Source organism: Streptomyces sp. CB01373 (assembly GCF_002803075.1).
Classification (GTDB): Bacteria; Actinomycetota; Actinomycetes; order Streptomycetales; family Streptomycetaceae; genus Streptomyces.
The window spans coordinates 38102-56802 of sequence record NZ_NNBK01000027.1; the positions used below are offsets into that span (position 1 = coordinate 38102).

Here is an 18701-nt window from a genome sequence, read left to right on the forward strand (position 1 = left end):
GGAAAGCCGTACAGTCCCACTTGTCCCACTGAGCGCGGCGGCACCGGGTGCCCCACGAGAGTCGTCAACCACCCAGAGAATCGGCCAGCCGAGCCGCCAGTTTCCTTGCGTTGTCCTGCATTTCCTTGCTGTCCGGGACGATTCCGGCGGTCGCCGGCTGCTCCTCGTAGACGATGGTCACGACCACGTTGGACGTGCGGAACGCCACAGTCACGGTGCGCTGCCTGGCGGTCGAACCGGCGTTGCCGAGCGCGTCGTCGACGAACGCCTCGTCGCCGAGGTCGCTCAGGACCCGGGGCTGGAGATCGGGCGGGGTGGCATCGCCGGAGGCGGACGCGGAGGAGGAGGGGGAATCGGGGGACGACGACGAGGACGTCGAGGACGACGGGGAAGGCGAGGAGGACGAGGAGGACGACGGGGTGCTGCCGGAGCCGGCGTCGGAGCCGGACTGGGACTCGCTCGTGGAGGCGGAGCTCTCGGTGGCGGTCGGCTCGGGAAGGTGCGCGGCTTCCCGCTTGGCGGCGAACACCGACTGCGCCTGGTCGTCGTCGCTGACGGTGTTGTTGTAGGAGACGACGCGCTCGAAGTCGACGTAGAGGTGGTCGGTGGCGTCCGAGGAGTCCACCTTCCAGCGGCATCCGACCTTGCGGTCGGTGTCGTAGGTGAGCGTCGCCTGGCCCTCGTAGGCCTTGTCCCGCTGGTCCACGTCCATGATCTGCTTGATGCCGGGCAGCAGCGAGTCGAGGGTGTTGTGACCGACCGCGTGGCAGGCCTCCGGAAGCGTCCGGTACCGGCCCGGCTGGGCCGCCGCGGTCGTCGGCTCGGAGCCGCCGGGGTTGGCGTTGTCCGCCCCGCCGTCACTCGACGAACCACCGGTGCAGCCGCCCAGCAGCAGCGCCGCGAGCGCGGCAGCGCCGGGTACGTACGCCTTCCGCAGCACGGTCAGGCTCCTCTCGTTCTCGACGGCCCCGCTGGTTATTCGCTTGCCGGGCGGGGGCGCACTCCGGAGACAATGTGTATCGCACGCACTGCCGTGGACGCCGGTCCGTTGCCCTGTTTCGTAGACCTTGGCGCCGGTATTGCGTTTCCGTACTTCCATGCTGTTTTCCGGGGGATGAGGCCGATATGTCGTATGTGGAGATGCCGGGCGCGAAGGTCCCGATCCGCATGTGGACCGACCCGGCGACGGTCGAGAACGTGGCGATGCAGCAGCTCCGGAACGTCGCGACCCTTCCCTGGATCAAGGGCCTCGCCGTCATGCCGGACGTGCACTACGGCAAGGGCGCGACGGTCGGCTCGGTCATCGCGATGCGGGGCGCGGTCTGCCCGGCGGCGGTGGGCGTGGACATCGGCTGCGGAATGTCGGCGGTGAAGACGTCACTGACGGCGAACGACCTCCCCGGCGACCTGTCCCGCCTCCGCTCGAAGATCGAGCAGGCGGTCCCGGTGGGCCGCGGCATGCACGACGACCCCGTCGACCCGGGCCACTTCCACGGCCTGCCGACCGCGGGCTGGGACGGGTTCTGGGAGCGTTTCGACGGGGTGGCGGAGAGCGTCAGATTCCGTCAGGAACGCGCCGCGAAGCAGATGGGGACGCTTGGCGGGGGCAACCACTTCGTTGAAGTCTGTATCGACGGGTCCCAGTCGGTGTGGCTCATGCTGCACTCCGGCTCCCGCAACATCGGCAAGGAACTGGCCGAGCACCACATCGGCGTGGCCCAGAAGCTTTCGTACAACCAGGGCCTGGTCGATCGCGACCTCGCTGTCTTCGTGGCGGACACACCGCAGATGGCGGCGTACGAGCACGACCTGTACTGGGCCCAGGAGTACGCGAGGTACAACCGCGCGATCATGATGGCGCTCCTGAAGGACGTGATCCGCAGGGAGTTCAAGAGGGCGAAGGTGACCTTCGAACCCGAGGTGAGCTGCCACCACAACTACGTGAACCGTGAGCGCTACGAGGGCATGGACCTCCTCGTCACGCGCAAGGGAGCGATCAGTGCCAGGGCTGGGGAGTACGGCATCATCCCGGGCTCCATGGGCACCGGCTCGTACATCGTCAAGGGCCTCGGGAACGAGAAGTCCTTCAACTCCGCGTCCCACGGCGCCGGCCGGCGCATGAGCCGCAACGCCGCCAAGCGCCGCTTCTCCACGAGGGACCTGGAGGAGCAGACGCAGGGAGTGGAGTGCCGCAAGGATTCAGGCGTCGTGGACGAGATCCCGGGCGCCTACAAGCCGATCGAGCAGGTCATCGACCAGCAGAGGGACCTCGTGGAGGTCGTCGCGAGGCTGAAGCAGGTCGTCTGCGTGAAGGGCTGAGGCGCGGCCGCACGACTACTCCGCGTGCCGGACCGCGTAGATCATGACAAAGGCGACCACGTGGATGCCGAAGAGGAAGTAGCCGAGGTAGTACCAGACGTAGCGTTCGCGCTTCTTCTCCAGGGCGAGGCGGGCGCGTTCCGGGTCCTGGTCGCCGTCGTCGGCCATCAGTGCTCCCGGTGGACCTTGGTGTTCGACGCCTGGGCTCGGGGGCGGACGACCAGGAGGTCGATGTTGACGTGGCTGGGGCGGGTGACCGCCCAGGTGATGGTGTCGGCCACGTCGTCGGCCGTCAGGGGGTCGGCCACGCCGGCGTAGACCTTGTCGGCCTTCTCCCGGTCGCCGCCGAAGCGGGTGAGGGCGAACTCCTCCGTCCTGACCATGCCGGGGGCGACCTCGATGACCCGGACCGGCCTGCCGACGATCTCCAGACGGAGGGTCTCGGCGAGCACATGGGCGCCGTGCTTGGCGGCGACGTAACCACCGCCGCCCTCGTAGGTGCCGTGGCCCGCGGTGGAGGAGACCACGACCACCGTGCCGTCGCCGCCGGCCTCCAGCTTGGGCAGCAGGGCCTGGGTGAGGTTGAGGGTGCCGAGGACGTTCGTCTCGTACATCGTGCGCCAGTCGGCCGGGTCGCCGGTGGCGACGGGGTCGGCGCCCAGTGCCCCGCCCGCGTTGTTGACCAGGACGCCGACGGACTTGAAGGCCGTGGCGAACTCGTCCACCGCCGCGCGGTCGGTGACGTCGAGCTGGTAGGCGGTGGCGGAGTGGCCCGCCGCGTCGATCTCCTCGGCCAGTGCCTCGATGCGGTCCTTGCGGCGGGCGGTCAGGACGACCCGGTACCCGGCGGCCGCGAGCTGCCGGGCCGTGGCGGCGCCGATGCCGCTGCTCGCACCGGTCACGACGGCGATGCGGGAGGCGGCGGACGGGGCGGCGGTGGCCATGACTGCTCCTCGGGGCGGAGTGTGATGCGTTCGCCCCCAGCCTAGGTGAACGTCAGCCGCCGTTCCGTGGCGCCCACATGATCACGGCCATGCCCGCCAGGCAGATCAGCACGCCGGTCACGTCCCAGCGGTCGGGCCGGTAGCCGTCGGCGGCCATGCCCCACAGGATCGAGCCGGCGACGAAGATCCCGCCGTAGGCGGCGAGGACGCGGCCGAAGTGGGCGTCGGGCTGGAAGGTGGCAACGAAGCCGTACGCGCCCAGCGCGAGGACGCCGCCCGCGGCCCACATCCAGCCGCGGTGCTCGCGCACGCCCTGCCAGACCAGCCAGGCGCCGCCGATCTCGAACAGCGCGGCGACGACGAAGAGAGCGGCGGAGCGAAGGATCAGCATGGGGGCAGCCTCGCACGGAGCCCTCCGTGCCCTCCGCGGGGAGGGGGCCGGGCCCGGCGGAATACTTCCGGGGCGGGGACCGTTGGGCGGGTATAGTTGAACCGTCAACAAATGGAGGGTGAGTGGCCATGCAGTTCGGGATCTTCAGCGTCGGTGACGTCACGCCGGACCCCACCACGGGGCGTACGCCGACCGAGCGCGAGCGGATCAAGGCCATGGTCGCCATCGCGCTGAAGGCCGAGGAGGCCGGCCTGGACGTCTTCGCGACCGGTGAGCACCACAACCCGCCGTTCGTGCCGTCGTCCCCGACCACCATGCTCGGCTACATAGCCGCCCGGACGGAGCGGCTGATCCTGTCCACCTCCACCACCCTGATCACCACCAACGACCCGGTGAAGATCGCCGAGGACTTCGCGATGCTCCAGCACCTGGCCGACGGCCGGGTGGACCTGATGATGGGCCGCGGCAACACCGGACCGGTCTACCCCTGGTTCGGACAGGACATCCGCCAGGGCGTCAACCTCGCCATCGAGAACTACGCCCTGCTGCACCGCCTGTGGCGCGAGGACGTCGTCGACTGGGAAGGAAAGTTCCGCACGCCGCTGCAGGGCTTCACCTCCACGCCCCGCCCGCTGGACGGCGTACCGCCCTTCGTCTGGCACGGCTCCATCCGCTCCCCGGAGATCGCCGAGCAGGCCGCGTACTACGGCGACGGCTTCTTCCACAACAACATCTTCTGGCCGGCCGACCACACCAAGCGGATGGTCGAGCTGTACCGGTCCCGGTACGCGCACTACGGGCACGGCACGCCCGAGCAGGCGATCGTCGGGCTCGGCGGCCAGGTGTTCATGCGGAGGAACTCCCAGGACGCGGTGCGCGAGTTCCGCCCCTACTTCGACAACGCGCCGGTCTACGGCCACGGGCCCTCCCTGGAGGACTTCACCTCCCAGACCCCGCTGATCGTCGGCTCCCCGCAGCAGGTCATCGAGAAGACCCTGTCCTTCCGCGAGTACGCCGGCGACTACCAGCGCCAGCTGTTCCTGATGGACCACGCGGGCCTGCCCCTGAAGACCGTGCTGGAGCAGATCGACATGCTCGGCGAGGAGGTCGTTCCGGTGCTGCGCGAGGAGTTCGCCAAGGGCCGCCCGGCGGACGTGCCGGACGCGCCGAACCACGGCTCCCTGTCGGCCGCCGACCGCTCCGGGAACGAGGAAGAGGTGACCACCGCGTGAACGAGCACCGCATGAACCTCGTCGTCGTCTCGGCGGGACTGAGCGTCCCGTCCTCCACGCGGCTGCTGGCCGACCGGCTGGCGGCCGCGACCGCCGAGCACGCCGCGGTGGACACGCGCGTGATCGAACTGCGGGACCTGGCCGTGGAGATCGCGCACAACTTCACGGGCGGCTTCCCCGGCCCGGCCCTGGCCAACGCGCTGGACGCGGTCGCGGAGGCGGACGGGCTGATCGTCGTCACGCCGGTGTTCTCCGCCTCCTACAGCGGACTGTTCAAGTCCTTCTTCGACGTGCTCGGGGTACGGGACCCGAACGCGCCGGCCGGCAAGCCGGTGCTGATCGCCGCGACCGGCGGCACCGCCCGGCACTCCCTGGTCCTCGACCACGCGCTGCGCCCGCTCTTCGCGTACCTGAAGGCCGTCGTCGTCCCCACCGGCGTCTACGCCGCCTCGGAGGACTGGGGCGCCGAGGGCCTGCCCGAGCGGATCGGGCGGGCGGCGAAGGAGCTGGCGGCGCTGATGACGGGGCTGTCGGCGGTACGGCGGCCGGAGCGGATCGCCGTGCCGAAGCAGACCGCCGTGCCGGAGCAGGCCGCGCCCCCGCAGGCCGCGCCCGCGCAGGCCGGCGGTTTCACGGTCGTGCCGTTCGAGGAGCAGCTGGCCGCGCTGCGGAGGTGACACGTATCCGCTGCTCGCGAGGGCCGCGCCCGGACCGGCCCGCCGACGACGGGGACGACGGGGACGAGGGGTGAGAGGACGATAGGCGGCCCGTCGCGTTGACTCCGAGTCGGTGAGAGGCGGGTAAAAAGGGTGATCGTAGGCCCATTCGTCTCGGCCGCGGGCCCGCGGCCTTGGCAGACTGGACGGGTGCCTCAGACTGTGCTCCTCGCCGAAGACGACCGTGCCATCCGTCACGCCCTCGAGCGTGCCCTGACGCTGGAGGGCTACGACGTGACGGCGGTCGCCGACGGCGTCGAGGCACTCGCCCACGCCCACAAGAGTCCGCCGGACGTCCTCCTCCTCGACGTGATGATGCCGGGCATCGACGGACTCCAGGTCTGCCGGGTGCTGCGCGCCGAGGGCGACCGCACCCCGATCCTCATGCTCACCGCCCTGGTGGAGACCGCCGACCGGATCGCCGGCCTGGACGCCGGCGCCGACGACTACGTCGTCAAGCCGTTCGACGTCGAGGAGGTCTTCGCCCGGCTGCGCGCCCTGCTGCGCCGCACCAGCCCGGTCGCGGTGGGCGCGGGTGGCGCGGGGGACGTACCGGCGAAGGAGCCGCAGGTGCCCGAGCGGCAGATCGAGGCGGCCGGGATCCGCATGGACCTCCAGGCCCGCCGGGTGTGGCGGGGCACGCGCGAGCTGGAGCTGACCCGCACCGAGTTCGAACTCCTCGAACTGCTCGTCCGCAACGCCGGGATCGTGCTGGACCACTCCACCATCTACGACCGCATCTGGGGCTACGACTTCGGCCCCGGTTCCAAGAACCTCGCCGTCTACGTCGGCTACCTGCGCCGCAAGCTCGACGAGCCGAACGCGCCGCAGCTCATCCACACCGTCCGAGGCGTGGGCTACGTGCTCCGGGAGGACTGAGTGGGCCGCCTCGCGCGGCTGCTGGACAGACCGCGGCCCCGGCTGTCGTCGCTGCGGACCACGTTCGCGGTGTCGTTCGCCGCGGTGACCGCGGCTGTCACCGTCCTTGTCGGCATCCTGTCGTACAACTCCGCCGCCCGGCTGGTGCGGGTGGACCAGCAGTCGGTGTTCACGCAGGTCGTGCAGGACGTACGGGACGAGGTGCGGCGCTACCAGCTGATGCCCGCGGACTTCACCTCCTCCCGTCCCGGGCACGAACTGGTCCGGCCCAACCGCACCAACGTGCAGGTGCTCGGCGCCCACGGCGAGATCGTCGACCACGGGACTCCGCCGCTGCCCGTGACCGCCGGGGACAAGTCCGTCGCCGCCGCCGCCAAGGCCGGCAGGGTCGTCGAGTACAAGGACGTGCACGTCGAGGGCGAGGTGTACCGGGTCGCGACGGTCGCCCTCGGCAGCGGCCACGGCGCCGTGCAGGTCGCCCAGGAGTTCAGCGACACCGAGGACCTGCTGCACGCGCTTCAGCAGCGCACGCTGATCCTGATGGTCGCCGTGGTGGTCGCGGCCGGTCTGTGCGGCTGGTGGCTGGCCCGCCGCATCACACGCCGGCTGGTGATCCTCACCTCAGCCGCCGAGGGCGTCGCCCGTACCCGGCGGCTCGGCGTCGAGGTGCCCGTCACCGGCTACGACGAGGTGGGCCGCCTCGGCCGCTCCTTCGACCGCATGCTGGGCCGGCTCGCCCAGTCCGAGGAGGACCAGCGCCGCCTGGTCCAGGACGCGGGCCACGAGCTGCGGACCCCGCTGACCTCCCTGCGCACCAACATCTCCCTGCTGCGCCGCATCGACGAACTGCCGCCCGCCACCCGCGAGGAACTGGTCGCCGACCTGACCCAGGAGGCCCGCGAGCTGACCGACCTGGTCAACGAACTGGTCGACCTCGCGGCCGGTCAGTCCGACTCCGAGCCCGTGCAGCGGGTCGACGTCGCCGACATCGCCTGGGACGTCGCGGGACTGGCGCGTCGGCGCAGCGGACGCGACATCGTGGTCCGCTCCAGCGGCGACACCACGATCCAGGGCCGGCCGGGCATGCTCCAGCGGGCCATCTCCAACCTCGTGGAGAACGCCACCAAGTTCGACAGCGAGGGCAAGGCGCCCATCGAGATCGCCGTCGCCGGGCCCGCCCTCCCCCAAGCTCTCGGCTTCGCTCGAGCAGGGGGGACCCCCATGGGCCTGGTCCGCGTCGAGGTCCTCGACCGCGGGCCCGGTATCGCCGCGGCCGACCTGATACGTGTCTTCGACCGTTTCTACCGCGCCGCCGACGCCCGTTCCCTGCCCGGTTCCGGCCTCGGTCTGTCCATCGTCCGTGAGGTGGCTCTGGCTCATGGCGGCGCGCCGTTCGCCTTCCGCCGTGAGGGCGGCGGATCGGTGATCGGGTTCACGGCGGGAGCGGAACGGGGCCACCAGGACAGGGGCGGAACGGCGAACGGGTCCCACGGCCCGGGCCGGGGCGGGGGCCGCGGGGCCTGAGACGGGACACCCGCGGGGGACAGGGCCGGCCGACGGGATCCGACCTCCGGAAGGCGCGCCGCCCGGGAAGTCGCGCCGGCCGGGAAGTCGCGCCGGCCGCGTGTCTGTCAGGAAGGCGTGTCGGCGTACTCTCCGGCGGGCCGGGACTCCCTGCGGCGGGTGAGGGACGGCAGGGCGGGCGGGGTGAGGAAGCCCTCGGCGCGGGCGCTGGCGAGGCCGATGCGCGGGATGTCGCTGCTCTTGGCGAACAGCAGGAAGCGGGGCTCCCAGACCGGCCGGTACTTGGCGTTGGCGCGGTACAGCGACTCGATCTGCCACCAGCGGGAGAAGAAGGTGAGCACCGAGCGCCACAGCCGCAGCACCGGCCCGGCGCCGAGCCGTGCCCCGCGTTCGAAGACCGAGCGGAACATGGCGAAGTTCAGCGACACCCGCCGCACCCCGAACTCCCCGGCGCGCAGCAGTAGTTCGACCACCATGAACTCCATCAGGCCGTTCTCGCCGTCGCGGTCGCGTCGCATCAGGTCCAGCGAAAGCCCGTGCTCGCCCCACGGGACGAAGCTCAGCAGCGCCCGCGGCACCCCGTCGGCGTCCCGGCACTCCAGCATCACGCAGCGGCCGTCGGCCGGATCGCCCAGCCGTCCCAGCGCCATGGAGAAGCCGCGCTCGGTGGCGCCGTCGCGCCAGCGGTCGGCGCGTTCGACGAGCAGGGCCATCTCCTCGTCGGGGATGTCCTCGTGCCGGCGGACGCACACGGTGTAGCCGGCCCGGCGGACCCGGTTGTGGGCCTGCCGCACGACGCGCATGGCGCGGCCCTCCAGGCTGAAGTCGGCGACGTCGACGACGGCCTCGTCGCCGAGTTCGAGGGCGTCCAGGCCGTGCCGGGCGTAGATCGTGCCGGCCTCCTCGCTCGCGCCCATCACGGCGGGCGTCCAGGCGTGCCGGCGGGCCTCGGCCAGCCAGGCGTCGATGGCGCCGGGCCATGCCTCCGGGTCGCCGATGGGGTCGCCGGAGGCCAGGCTGACCCCGCCGACGACGCGGTAGGCGACGGCGGCCTTGCCGGTGGGGGAGAAGATCGCGGCCTTGTCGCGGCGGAGCGCGAAGTAGCCGAGGGAGTCCCGTTCGCCGTGCCTGTCGAGCAGTTCGCGCAGCCGCTTCTCGTCCTCCTCGCCGAGCAGGGCGCGGCCGCGCGGGGAGCGGAAGCAGGCGTACAGGACGAGCAGGAAGGTCGCCGCCATCGAGACGTTGATGGTGATGTCGACCCAGTGGGGCACGTGCACGGCCGGGACGCGCTCGGCGAGCGGGCCGACGCTGACGCCGCGCAGCAGGACGTAGACGATCCGCTGGGCCAGGGAGGCGCCGCCGTGTGCCTTGTTGGTGGCGTCCACCAGCAAGGTGCCGAGGCCCGCGCTGACGAGGAGGCCGCAGGCGCCGACGGCGAGGGCGAGTCTCGGGTTGGAGCGGTCGCCGACGGCGTGGAACTCGCGCCGGCCGATCAGCAGCGCGGTCACGAAGAGGCCGGTGAGCGCGGCGGAGACCCAGTTGAAGACGTGGTCGTTGAACCGGTCCTGGGTCAGCGCGAGGACGTAGAGGGCGAACAGGGGCCCGGCGAGAAGCATGTTGAACGCCCAGGCGGCCCGTTTGCGGCGCCGCATCACCACGGCGAGGAACAGCGCGAGGGCCGCGGAGACCAGGCCGGCGGTGGCCAGGTACGGAGTGAAGAACTCACCGCCGTTGTGCTCGTGGACCTCCTCGCGGAACGGCAGCGAGAGCACCGCGACGATGTTGAGCACCGCGAGCAGCCGCAGGTACCAGACGGTGGCGGCGGCGGCCCGCTCCCGTGGCCGGAGGCCCGGCGAGGGACGTGCGGAGGCGTCGGCGGCACGCTGGGCGGGAACGACGGGAGACTGCGGCTGCTGTGCGGTCATGGGTGACACGTCACCTCGGAGCGGGCCGGGCAAACCGGCGGGTACGGAACCGGCGGGGGCCAGGGGACCCAGGGGGACAGCCGGACGGACGAGCGGCCGTACGTCCATGGCGATGGCGCCGACCCTACGGTCTGTAGGGTAACGGGGCCGGGTCGGCTCCTTGTCCGTTGTGCGTACGGAAAAGGTAAGGAAAGGGAACGAAGACGCGAGGCGGTGCGGGACCGGGTCCCGCTCGGTGGCGATCGGGGCGCGGCCGGTCCCTAGGGCCTCTCGTTTGGATCAGGCCTGATCCAAACGAAAGACCCTAGTCGGTGGGGAGCGAGGCCCGTGTGCGCCGGGCCTCGGCGGGAGAGCGGCGCGGTCCGCCGCCCGCGGCCGCGCGTCTGCGGGACGCCGTCAGCAGCCACGCCAGGTTGCCCACCGCCGCACCGGCCGCCACCGTGGCGACAATCACCCCGGCCGTGGCGAAACCGGCCCGGAACAGCCGCGGCCGCGGGTTGAGGCTGTGCAGCCCGAAGCCGCACAGCAGATAGACCCCGACGGCGGCGGCGGTGAGACTGACGACGAGCAGGACGACGGTCGGCCCGAGCCCGCCCTGCGCGTTCTCCCCGGGCGAAGCACCGGGCCGCCCCGTAGCGCGTGCTTCCTGCATGGGTCCCCCGTCGATGGTTGAATGGCGAGCCGACCCCCTACAGTACGTAGGGCCGCTGCCGGAGGGAAACCCGTTCGGTCACCGGCCGTGTCCGGCCGCAACGCCATCGTCACCTTCGGCCGTGCCTCGCTGCCCCGGCAGGGGTCCGCCGGACTGTGCTACCGTTTTGGTGTTGCAGTTGTGGTACCCATGAACCTATGTGCGCCTGACGGGAATGTTTCTCAGAGGCGCATTATTTGTTTTTCCGGCATCTCCGGATGGGGCCTCTGCCTACAGAAGGAGAAAGTCATGGCACAGGGAACCGTGAAGTGGTTCAACGCCGAAAAGGGTTTCGGCTTCATCCAGCAGGACGGCGGCGGCCCCGACGTCTTCGCCCACTACTCGAACATCGCGACCCAGGGCTTCCGTGAGCTCCAGGAGGGTCAGCGGGTCTCGTTCGACGTCACGCAGGGCCAGAAGGGCCCGCAGGCGGAGAACATCGTCCCCGCCTGATCGCCGGGCGCGTATCTGCTCACCGGGGTCGGCACCGACATGGTGCGGACCCCGGTTTGTGCTGTTTCGAGGAAGGCAGACTCCACCGCATGTCCCGCAGACCCCAGAAGCCGAACAACCGGCGAGCCTCGTCCCGTCCGTCGTCGCCCTCGTCGCCGTCCGCGCCGAGGGAGTTCCGGCTGCCGGAAAATACGACACCCGCTCTTCCCGCCGTCGAGGACTTCGCCGCTCTGGACATGCCCGAGGAGCTGCTGAAGACCCTCACCGCGCAGGGCGTGACCACGCCCTTCCCCATCCAGGCCGCCACGCTCCCCAACTCCCTCGCGGGACGTGACCTCTTGGGGCGTGGGCGCACCGGCTCCGGCAAGACGCTCGCGTTCGGGCTGGCGCTCCTCGGGCGTACGGCCGGACTGCGCGCGCAGCCCAAGGCGCCCCTCGCGCTCGTGCTGGTGCCCACCCGTGAACTCGCCCAGCAGGTCACGGACGCGCTGACCCCCTACGCGGCGGCGGTCGACGTCCGGCTCGCCACCGTGGTCGGCGGGCTGTCCATCACGAAGCAGGCCGGTGCGCTGCGGCGCGGCGCCGAGGTGCTCGTGGCGACCCCCGGCCGGCTCAACGACCTCGTGGAGCGCGGGGACTGCGTACTCGACGGCGTACGCATCACCGTGCTGGACGAGGCCGACCAGATGACCGACATGGGCTTCCTGCCGCAGATCACCAAGCTGATCCAGCAGGTACGGCCCGACGGGCAGCGCATGCTCTTCTCGGCCACCCTGGACCGCAACATCGACCGCCTGGTGCAGCGGTTCCTGACCGACCCGGTGGTGCACTCCGTGGACCCGTCTGCGGGCGCGGTGACGACCATGGAGCACCACGTGCTCCACGTCCAGGACGAGACCGACAAGAAGGCGGTCACCACGCGCATCGCGGCCCGTGACGGCCGGGTCATCCTCTTCCTCGACACCAAGAGGTCCGCCGACCGGCTGGCCAAGCGCCTCCTCGCCGTCGGTGTCCGCGCGGCGGCACTGCACGGCGGCCGCTCCCAGCCGCAGCGCAACCGCACCCTGGAGCAGTTCAAGAACGGCCAGGTCACCGCGTTGGTGGCGACGAACGTCGCGGCCCGGGGCATACACGTCGACGACCTCGACCTCGTGGTGAACGTCGATCCTCCGACCGACCACAAGGACTACGTCCACCGGGGCGGCCGCACGGCTCGCGCCGGCGGTTCCGGCAGCGTGGTCACGCTCGTCCTGCCCGACCAGAAGCGGGAGGTCACCCGGCTCATGTCGGACGCGGGCATCCGCCCCCGGACGGCGAGCATCAAGTCGAGCGACGCGGAGCTGGCCACCCTCACGGGCGCCCGCGAGCCGTCCGGCGTGGCCGTCACCATCGAGATCCCCCAGCCCACGACGCCGGCATCCGGCGCCGACCGCAAGTCCGCCGCGGAACCCGGCAGGCGGCCCAGCCGCCGACGCCGGAACGGCGGCGGGAGCGGGTCGGGCCGGGGCGGTGCCGGCGGTGCGGGCGGCCGTGCCTCGGCCGGTGCGGCCGGTGGTGCCTCCGCGTCGGGGTCGGGCGGACGCGGTGGCGCCGGCCGCCGGGCGGGAGCAGGCGCGGCCAAGGGCGGCGCCGCCGGTACGGGCGGTCGCGGTTCCTCCGCCGCCGGTGGCCGCGGTTCCGACCGCCGGACCGCGACCGGCTCCGGTTCAGGCTCCGCCTCCGGTACGCCGGCCCGCGGTTCCGGCCGCCGCCCGGCAGCCGGCGGGAACACGCGCGGCTCGTCCGGCACCGGCGGCCGGGGCTCCGAGCGCCGGGGCTCCGCCACCTAGTACGACGCCTCCCGCCGGCCGTCGATCCCGGCGACCAGTGCCTCGACGCGGACCTCGGTCCCGCCACCGCGCGAGCGGTCACCGTGCGAGCCCGCGGTGCCCGGCCCATGCTGTATGGGAGGGGGTGCCGCGACAGAGGGAGTGGTGGGGATGCGAACCGTTGTGGACCTCACACGCTGTCAGGGCTACGCACAGTGCGTGTTCCTCGCACCCAGGATGTTCGAGCTGCACGGCGAGGAAGGACTGCTGTACACCACGGCCGTCCCCGACGACCAGGCCGAGCGCGTGCGCCAGGCCGCGGCGGCCTGTCCGGTCCAGGCCATCCTCGTGGGCGAGGAGGTGAGCCCTGATGGCCGCCGGTGATCTCCGGGACGGCCGCATCGTCGTCGTCGGTGCTTCGCTGGCCGGGCTGAGGGCCGCGGAGACGCTGCGCGAGGAGGGCTTCACCGGTTCACTCACCGTGGTCGGGGACGAGCCCCATCCGCCCTACGACCGGCCACCACTGTCGAAGCAGGTACTGCTCGGCCAGGCGACGGCGGACACCACCGAGCTGCCGATGCGCCGGAACCCGGACGCCGAGTGGCGGCTGGGAGTTGCCGCCACCGGCCTGGACCCTCTGGAGAAGCGGGTACTGCTGGCCGACGGGGAGTCGTTGCCGTACGACCGGCTGCTGATCGCCACCGGGACCCGGGCGCGGCCCTGGCCCAATCCGGCAGAGGGCGCCCTGGACGGGGTGTTCACCCTGCGTACGCGTGAGGACGCCGCGGGACTGGCCGAGCGGCTGGCCGCCGGGCCGGAGCGGGTGCTGGTGATCGGCGCCGGCTTCACCGGCTCGGAGATCGCCTCGGCCTGCCGGGAGCGGGGCATCGAGGTGACGGTCGCGGAACGCGGCCCCGCGCCGCTGGTGGGCGCCCTCGGCGGCACGCTGTCGAAACTCGCGGCCGTCATGCACCGCAACCACGGCGTGGACCTGCGCACCGGGGTGACGGTCACCGCCCTGCGCGGAAACGGCAGCTTCACCGGTGCGGACCTGTCCGACGGCACACGTGTCGACGCGGACGTGTGCGTCGTCGCGCTGGGGGCGGTCCGCAACATCGAGTGGCTGGCGGAGTCCGGGCTGGCGGCGGGCCCACGCGGGATCGCCTGCGACGCCGGATGCCGCGCCTTCAACATGTACGGAATCGTCACCGACGACGTCTTCGTGGCCGGCGACGTCTCCCGCTTCCCGCACCCCCTGTTCGGCTACCAGCTGCTCTCCCTGGAGCACTGGGGGAACGCGGTCGAGCAGGCCGGGGTGGCGGCCCACAACATGGTCAGTCCCGGCCCTCTGCGGCGCCCGCACCTGGCCGTCCCGACGTTCTGGTCGACCCAGTTCGGGCTCAACATCAAGTCGGTGGGCGTACCGACCTACTCCGACCACGTGGTCATCGCCCAGGGCTCCCTGGAGGCGCGCCGTCTGGCGATGGTCTACGGCTACCAGGGCCGGGTCACCGCCGCGGTCACCGTCGACATGGCCAAGTCGCTCGACTACTACCGGCACCTGATCGAGACGGCCGCTCCCTTCCCGCCCCCGCCCGGTGCGCAGGACCGTGCGATCGCGGCCGACGTCCCGATTCCGTCCGACGTGCCGGACCCGAAGGGGCTCTCCCACGGCCCCACCGTGGCGCTCACCGGCTACCTTCCCGACCGCCGGCTGACCGTGGTGTAGCCACGGGCTGACGCACGTCCCGTCCAACGACGAGGAGCCATCATGGACTCCGAGACCTTGCTGGCACGGATCACCGACTACGCCAGCCGCCCCGACCCCTACCCGCTGTACGCGGAACTCCGCGAGGCCGGACCCGTGGTGCGGCAGGCGGACGGCAGCTACCTGGTCGGCACCTACCACGAGCTTGCGGCTCTGCTCCACGACCCGCGGATGAGTGTCGATCCCCGCCTCCGCGGCGAGACGACACACAAGCCGCCCTTCCTGCGGCTCGACGACCCGGAGCACCACAGGCTCCGCACCCTGGCCATGCGGCCGTTCGGACCGCCGCACAGCCCGGACCGGGTCGACGGCATGCGTGGTGAGATCGACCGGATCACCAAGGAACTGACGGAGCCCTTCGAGGCCGGCCGGCAGATCGACGTCGTCGACGATTTCGCCTACCCACTGCCCGTCGCGGTGATCTGCCACCTGCTGGGCGTGCCGCGCGAGGACGAGCCGCTGTTCCGGGCCTGGTCCGACGCTCTGGTCACAGCCGCCGACGTCAGGCCCGGGGAGGACACCACCGAGGCGGACAAGGCGGGCGAGCAGGCGCGGATCGAGATGGGCGGGTACCTGGTGAACCTCGCCGAGCAGCGCCGTGGCCGCCCGGGCGACGACATGCTCTCCGCCTTCGCCAACGAGCCGGATCCGGCCCTGCGGCTCACCCAGGAGGAGCTCGCGGAGACCGCCGTGCTGCTGCTGATCGCGGGACACGAGACCACGGTCAACCTGATCACCAACGGGGTGCTCACCTTTCTGCGCCACACCGAGCATCTGGACCGCCTGCGCGGCGACCCCGGCCTGCTGCCGCGAGCGGTGGAGGAACTGCTGCGTTACGAACCTCCGGTCCACATGCGCGAGCGCATCCCCCGCGACGACATCGACGTGGCGGGCACCGTGCTCCCCAGGGGCACGTCCGTCGTCCTCGCGCTGGCCTCGGGCAACCGCGACCCCAAACGGTTCCCCGACCCCGACCGGTTCGACCCCGCACGCCCGGACGTCGAGCACCTCGGCTTCGGCGGTGGCATTCACCTGTGCTTCGGCGGCCCCCTGGCCCGTCTGGAGGCCCAGGCCGCGCTCGGCGCGCTGATCCCCCACCTGGGCACGGCGCGCCTGCTCGAGGACCCGCCCCCCTACCGGCAGAGCGCCATGCTCCGCGGTCCGCGCCATCTGTCCGTCCAGCTCTGACCAGCTCTGACCGGACCTGTCGAGGAGGAGAAGCGGCGTGAGCGTGTCCCAGGGAGCCCCTCGGGGTGTCATCCCCGCGCATCTGCTGAAAGGCCAGAAGGCACTGGTCACCGGCGCGAACTCGGGCATCGGCAAGGCGACCGCCATCGGCCTGGGACGCGCCGGAGCCGACTTGGTCGTCAACTACGTCGCCGGGCGCGAGGAGGCCGAGCAGGTGGTCGAGGAGATCTCCGGGTTCGGAGTGCGCGCGATGGCGTACGAGGCCGATGTGTCCCAGGAGAACCAGGTCGTCGCGATGGTCGAACGGATGGTCCAGGAGTTCGGGACCATCGACATCCTCGTGGCCAACGCCGGGCTGCAGCGCGACGCTTCGTTCACCGAGATGACGACGGCCCAGTGGCAGAAGGTGCTGGACGTCAACCTCACCGGCCAGTTCCTGTGCGCCCGGGAGGCGACGAAGGAGTTCCTGAGGAGGGGGGTCGTCCCCGAGGTGTCGCGAGCCGCCGGGAAGATCATTTGCATGAGCTCGGTGCACCAGCTCATCCCGTGGGCCGGGCACGTCAACTACGCGGCCTCCAAAGGCGGCGTGCAGATGATGATGGAGACGCTCGCCCAGGAGCTCGCACCCCGCAGGATCAGGGTCAACGCCATTGCTCCGGGAGCCATCAGGACGCCCATCAACCGCAGCGCCTGGAGCACTCCCGACGCCGAGAAGGATCTGCTGGGGCTGATTCCGTACGGGCGCGTCGGTGATCCGGAGGACATCGCCCACGCGGTCGTCGGGCTCGCCTCGGACCTCATGGACTACGTGGTGGGCACCACTCTCTACGTGGACGGCGGCATGACCCTCTTCCCGGGCTTCGCCACCGGCGGCTGAACCGCCTCTTGCCCTCAGTCGCGCTGCTGGTCGAGGGCGTCGTCGAGCGTGGTGGCGGCCATGATCAGCGACAGATGCGTGAAAGCCTGCGGGAAGTTGCCCAGTTGCTCGCCACTGGGGCCGATCTCCTCGGCGAACAGGCCGACGTGGTTGGCGTAGGTCTGCATCTTCTCGAAGGCGTAGCGCGCCGGACGGATCCGCCCGGCGCGAGCGAGCGCGTCCACATAGAGGAAGGTACAGAGACTGAACGTGCCTTCGGAGCCCCGCAGACCGTCCGGGGAGGCCGCGGGGTCGTAGCGGTAGACGAGGCTGTCCGACACGAGCCTGCGCTCCATCGCGTCCAGGGTCGACAGCCAGCTCATCGTCCGGGGAGCCAGGAACCCGGCGCGCGGAACCAGCAGCAGCGAGGCGTCGAGGACATCGCTTCCGTAGTGCTGGACGAGGGCCTGCTCCTTCTCGTTCCAGCCCCGCTCCATCACCTGTTCGAGGATCGCGTCGCGAGCCGCGGTCCAACGAGGGGCGTCGGCGGGACGGCTGTGCTCTCTCGCCAGGCGCAGCCCCCGGTCGAAGGCCACCCAGGACATCACCCGGCTGAAGGTGAAGTCCTGGCGCCCGCCACGGGTCTCCCAGACGCCCTCGTCGGGGCGGTCCCAGGAATCGGCCAGCCAGTCCAGCGTCCGCGCGACGTTCTTCCAGCCGTGGTAGCTGCCTCCCATGGCGACCTCGTGCCCCTCCGACAGGGCGTAGAGCGCCTCCCCGTAGATGTCCAGCTGCAACTGATCGGCCGCTGCGTTCCCCACCCGCACCGGATACGAACCCCGGTAGCCCTCGAAGTGCGTAAGGACCTCTTCCGACAGCTCGGGATCCCCGTCGACGCGGTACATGATCTGCAGCGGCTCGCCGTCGACGCCCTCCCGGGCCTGGAGGCGGTCGCCCATCCAGTGCGTGAACTGCGCCGCCTCCTCGGCGAACCCCAGGTCGAGGAGAGCGCGCACGGACAGGGAGCCGTCGCGGACCCAGGTGTAGCGGTAGTCCCAGTTGCGTTCACCCCCGATCTGCTCGGGCAGACCCATGGTGGCGGCGGCGACGGGAGCACCTGTGGGGGCGTAGGTGAGCAGCTTGAGCGTGATGGCCGAGCGGTGCACCACACCCGGCCACCGGCCGCGGTACCGGGAGTGGCGCAACCAGCCGTGCCAGAAATCCACCACGTCCCAGAACTGTTCCATCGCCCGGTCCGGGGTGACCGGCGGCGGGGTGTCGCCATCGGGCCCACCGACGGTGAACACCGCCGCGGCCACTTCACCCGGCCTCAAGGTCACCGCACCCCGCACGTCCCTGCCGTCCTGTCGCAGGGGGAAGGTGCTTTGCAGATGGGCGGTGACGTCCGGCGCGTGGAACGTGGCGGTGCCGTCCCGCACATCGAGATGGTGGGTGGCACGGCCGTAGTCGAAGCGCGGACGGCACTCCAGAGTGAAGTGCACCGTGCCGCGCACCGCCCGCACGCCGCGCATCAGCACATGCCTGTCGGTGGGGGTGCCGGTGCGATCCGGTGGCATGCAGTCGAAGACCTCGCCGACTCCGTCCGGCGACATGAACCGTGTGACCAGGACCGCGGTGTCCGGGTAGTAGAGCTGCTTGTAGACGGTGTTCCGGCTCTCCGGCGCGAACAGGAAGTAGCCGCCGCGATCGTGGTCGAGCAGGGCGGCGAAGACGGTGGGCGAGTCGAACCGGGGAGCCGCGAACCAGTCGACCACCCCCTGGGACGACACCAGAGCGGCGGTCTGCAGGTCGCCGACGAGGCCGTGGTCGGCAATGGGCGGGTAACGATCCATGGTCATCTCGCTTCCCTGATGCCACTGCTTCCACTGTCCGCCCTGTGCGACGAGGCCGCCACGGGATGTGGCACGAGGGGCGAGGGAACGCGACGGCCGCCGTCAGGGTGCGAGAACACCGGCACATGACGAGGGCGGGACCCGAAAGCCCCGC

General features: G+C 71.3%; 18 protein-coding genes. 11 read left to right on the forward strand and 7 right to left on the reverse strand.

Features of this window, described 5'->3' with window-relative positions; genetic code table 11:
- Window positions 1-64 precede the first annotated feature (64 nt).
- Entirely contained in the window at window positions 65-940 is an 876-nt protein-coding gene (locus CG719_RS33035; RefSeq protein ID WP_100572386.1) for a hypothetical protein, read from the reverse strand.
- A 185-nt stretch (window positions 941-1125) separates the two neighbouring features.
- Between CG719_RS33035 and CG719_RS33040 the strand changes: the two genes are divergently transcribed.
- Window positions 1126-2319: an RtcB family protein gene (locus CG719_RS33040; protein ID WP_100572387.1), complete on the forward strand. Its 1194-nt coding sequence runs from the start codon at window positions 1126-1128 to the stop codon at window positions 2317-2319.
- A gap of 15 nt (window positions 2320-2334) precedes the next feature.
- Here CG719_RS33040 and CG719_RS36010 read toward each other — a convergent pair whose 3' ends face one another.
- The 3 genes from CG719_RS36010 to CG719_RS33050 are packed head-to-tail and all read right to left on the reverse strand — an operon-like array spanning window position 2335 to window position 3654.
- Window positions 2335-2487: a hypothetical protein gene (locus CG719_RS36010; RefSeq protein ID WP_199836878.1), complete on the reverse strand. Its 153-nt coding sequence runs from the start codon at window positions 2485-2487 to the stop codon at window positions 2335-2337.
- Window positions 2487-3263, reverse strand: a complete 777-nt coding sequence (locus CG719_RS33045; RefSeq protein WP_100572388.1) for an SDR family NAD(P)-dependent oxidoreductase — start codon at window positions 3261-3263, stop codon at window positions 2487-2489. The genes CG719_RS36010 and CG719_RS33045 overlap by 1 nt, the downstream gene beginning before the upstream one ends.
- A gap of 52 nt (window positions 3264-3315) precedes the next feature.
- A complete protein-coding gene (locus tag CG719_RS33050; RefSeq protein ID WP_100572389.1) occupies window positions 3316-3654 on the reverse strand; it encodes a YnfA family protein in 339 nt (112 codons plus the stop codon).
- A gap of 128 nt (window positions 3655-3782) precedes the next feature.
- Here CG719_RS33050 and CG719_RS33055 point away from each other — a divergent pair, with 128 nt between their 5' ends.
- From CG719_RS33055 to CG719_RS33070, 4 genes are all read left to right on the forward strand, one after another.
- Window positions 3783-4886, forward strand: a complete 1104-nt coding sequence (locus CG719_RS33055) for an LLM class flavin-dependent oxidoreductase (RefSeq protein WP_100572390.1) — start codon at window positions 3783-3785, stop codon at window positions 4884-4886.
- 11 nt (window positions 4887-4897) lie between these two features.
- Window positions 4898-5563, forward strand: coding sequence for an FMN reductase (locus CG719_RS33060; RefSeq protein ID WP_100572431.1), 666 nt, complete (start codon window positions 4898-4900; stop codon window positions 5561-5563).
- Window positions 5564-5752: 189 nt separating this feature from the next.
- On the forward strand, window positions 5753-6481 hold the full coding sequence (locus CG719_RS33065) for a response regulator transcription factor (RefSeq protein ID WP_100572391.1): 729 nt from the start codon (window positions 5753-5755) through the stop codon (window positions 6479-6481).
- Window positions 6482-8005: a HAMP domain-containing sensor histidine kinase gene (locus CG719_RS33070; RefSeq protein WP_100572392.1), complete on the forward strand. Its 1524-nt coding sequence runs from the start codon at window positions 6482-6484 to the stop codon at window positions 8003-8005.
- A gap of 107 nt (window positions 8006-8112) precedes the next feature.
- Here CG719_RS33070 and CG719_RS33075 read toward each other — a convergent pair whose 3' ends face one another.
- Together CG719_RS33075 and CG719_RS33080 are read right to left on the reverse strand one after the other, a co-directional pair.
- On the reverse strand, window positions 8113-9930 hold the full coding sequence (locus CG719_RS33075; RefSeq protein ID WP_100572393.1) for a phosphatidylglycerol lysyltransferase domain-containing protein: 1818 nt from the start codon (window positions 9928-9930) through the stop codon (window positions 8113-8115).
- 304 nt (window positions 9931-10234) lie between these two features.
- Window positions 10235-10582 carry a hypothetical protein gene (locus CG719_RS33080; RefSeq protein WP_234375882.1) on the reverse strand — a complete coding sequence of 116 codons (348 nt, stop codon included), beginning with the start codon at window positions 10580-10582 and terminating at the stop codon, window positions 10235-10237.
- 288 nt (window positions 10583-10870) lie between these two features.
- Between CG719_RS33080 and CG719_RS33085 the strand changes: the two genes are divergently transcribed.
- From CG719_RS33085 to CG719_RS33110, 6 genes are all read left to right on the forward strand, one after another.
- Entirely contained in the window at window positions 10871-11074 is a 204-nt protein-coding gene (locus CG719_RS33085) for a cold-shock protein (protein ID WP_023544341.1), read from the forward strand.
- Between the two features lie 89 nt (window positions 11075-11163).
- A complete protein-coding gene (locus CG719_RS33090) occupies window positions 11164-12903 on the forward strand; it encodes a DEAD/DEAH box helicase (RefSeq protein WP_100572394.1) in 1740 nt (579 codons plus the stop codon).
- A gap of 150 nt (window positions 12904-13053) precedes the next feature.
- Window positions 13054-13266 (forward strand): ferredoxin, encoded by a 213-nt coding sequence (locus CG719_RS33095; protein WP_100572395.1) that lies wholly within the window; start codon window positions 13054-13056, stop codon window positions 13264-13266.
- Complete coding sequence (locus CG719_RS33100; protein ID WP_100572396.1) at window positions 13253-14611, forward strand: NAD(P)/FAD-dependent oxidoreductase; 1359 nt, start codon at window positions 13253-13255, stop codon at window positions 14609-14611. The genes CG719_RS33095 and CG719_RS33100 overlap by 14 nt, the downstream gene beginning before the upstream one ends.
- A gap of 42 nt (window positions 14612-14653) precedes the next feature.
- Window positions 14654-15838, forward strand: a complete 1185-nt coding sequence (locus CG719_RS33105) for a cytochrome P450 (RefSeq protein WP_100572397.1) — start codon at window positions 14654-14656, stop codon at window positions 15836-15838.
- A gap of 37 nt (window positions 15839-15875) precedes the next feature.
- On the forward strand, window positions 15876-16715 hold the full coding sequence (locus tag CG719_RS33110) for an SDR family oxidoreductase (protein WP_234375883.1): 840 nt from the start codon (window positions 15876-15878) through the stop codon (window positions 16713-16715).
- Window positions 16716-16729: 14 nt separating this feature from the next.
- On the opposite strand, the gene CG719_RS33115 is transcribed toward CG719_RS33110, so the two are convergent.
- Window positions 16730-18547: a glycoside hydrolase family 15 protein gene (locus tag CG719_RS33115; RefSeq protein WP_100572433.1), complete on the reverse strand. Its 1818-nt coding sequence runs from the start codon at window positions 18545-18547 to the stop codon at window positions 16730-16732.
- Window positions 18548-18701: the final 154 nt, after the last annotated feature.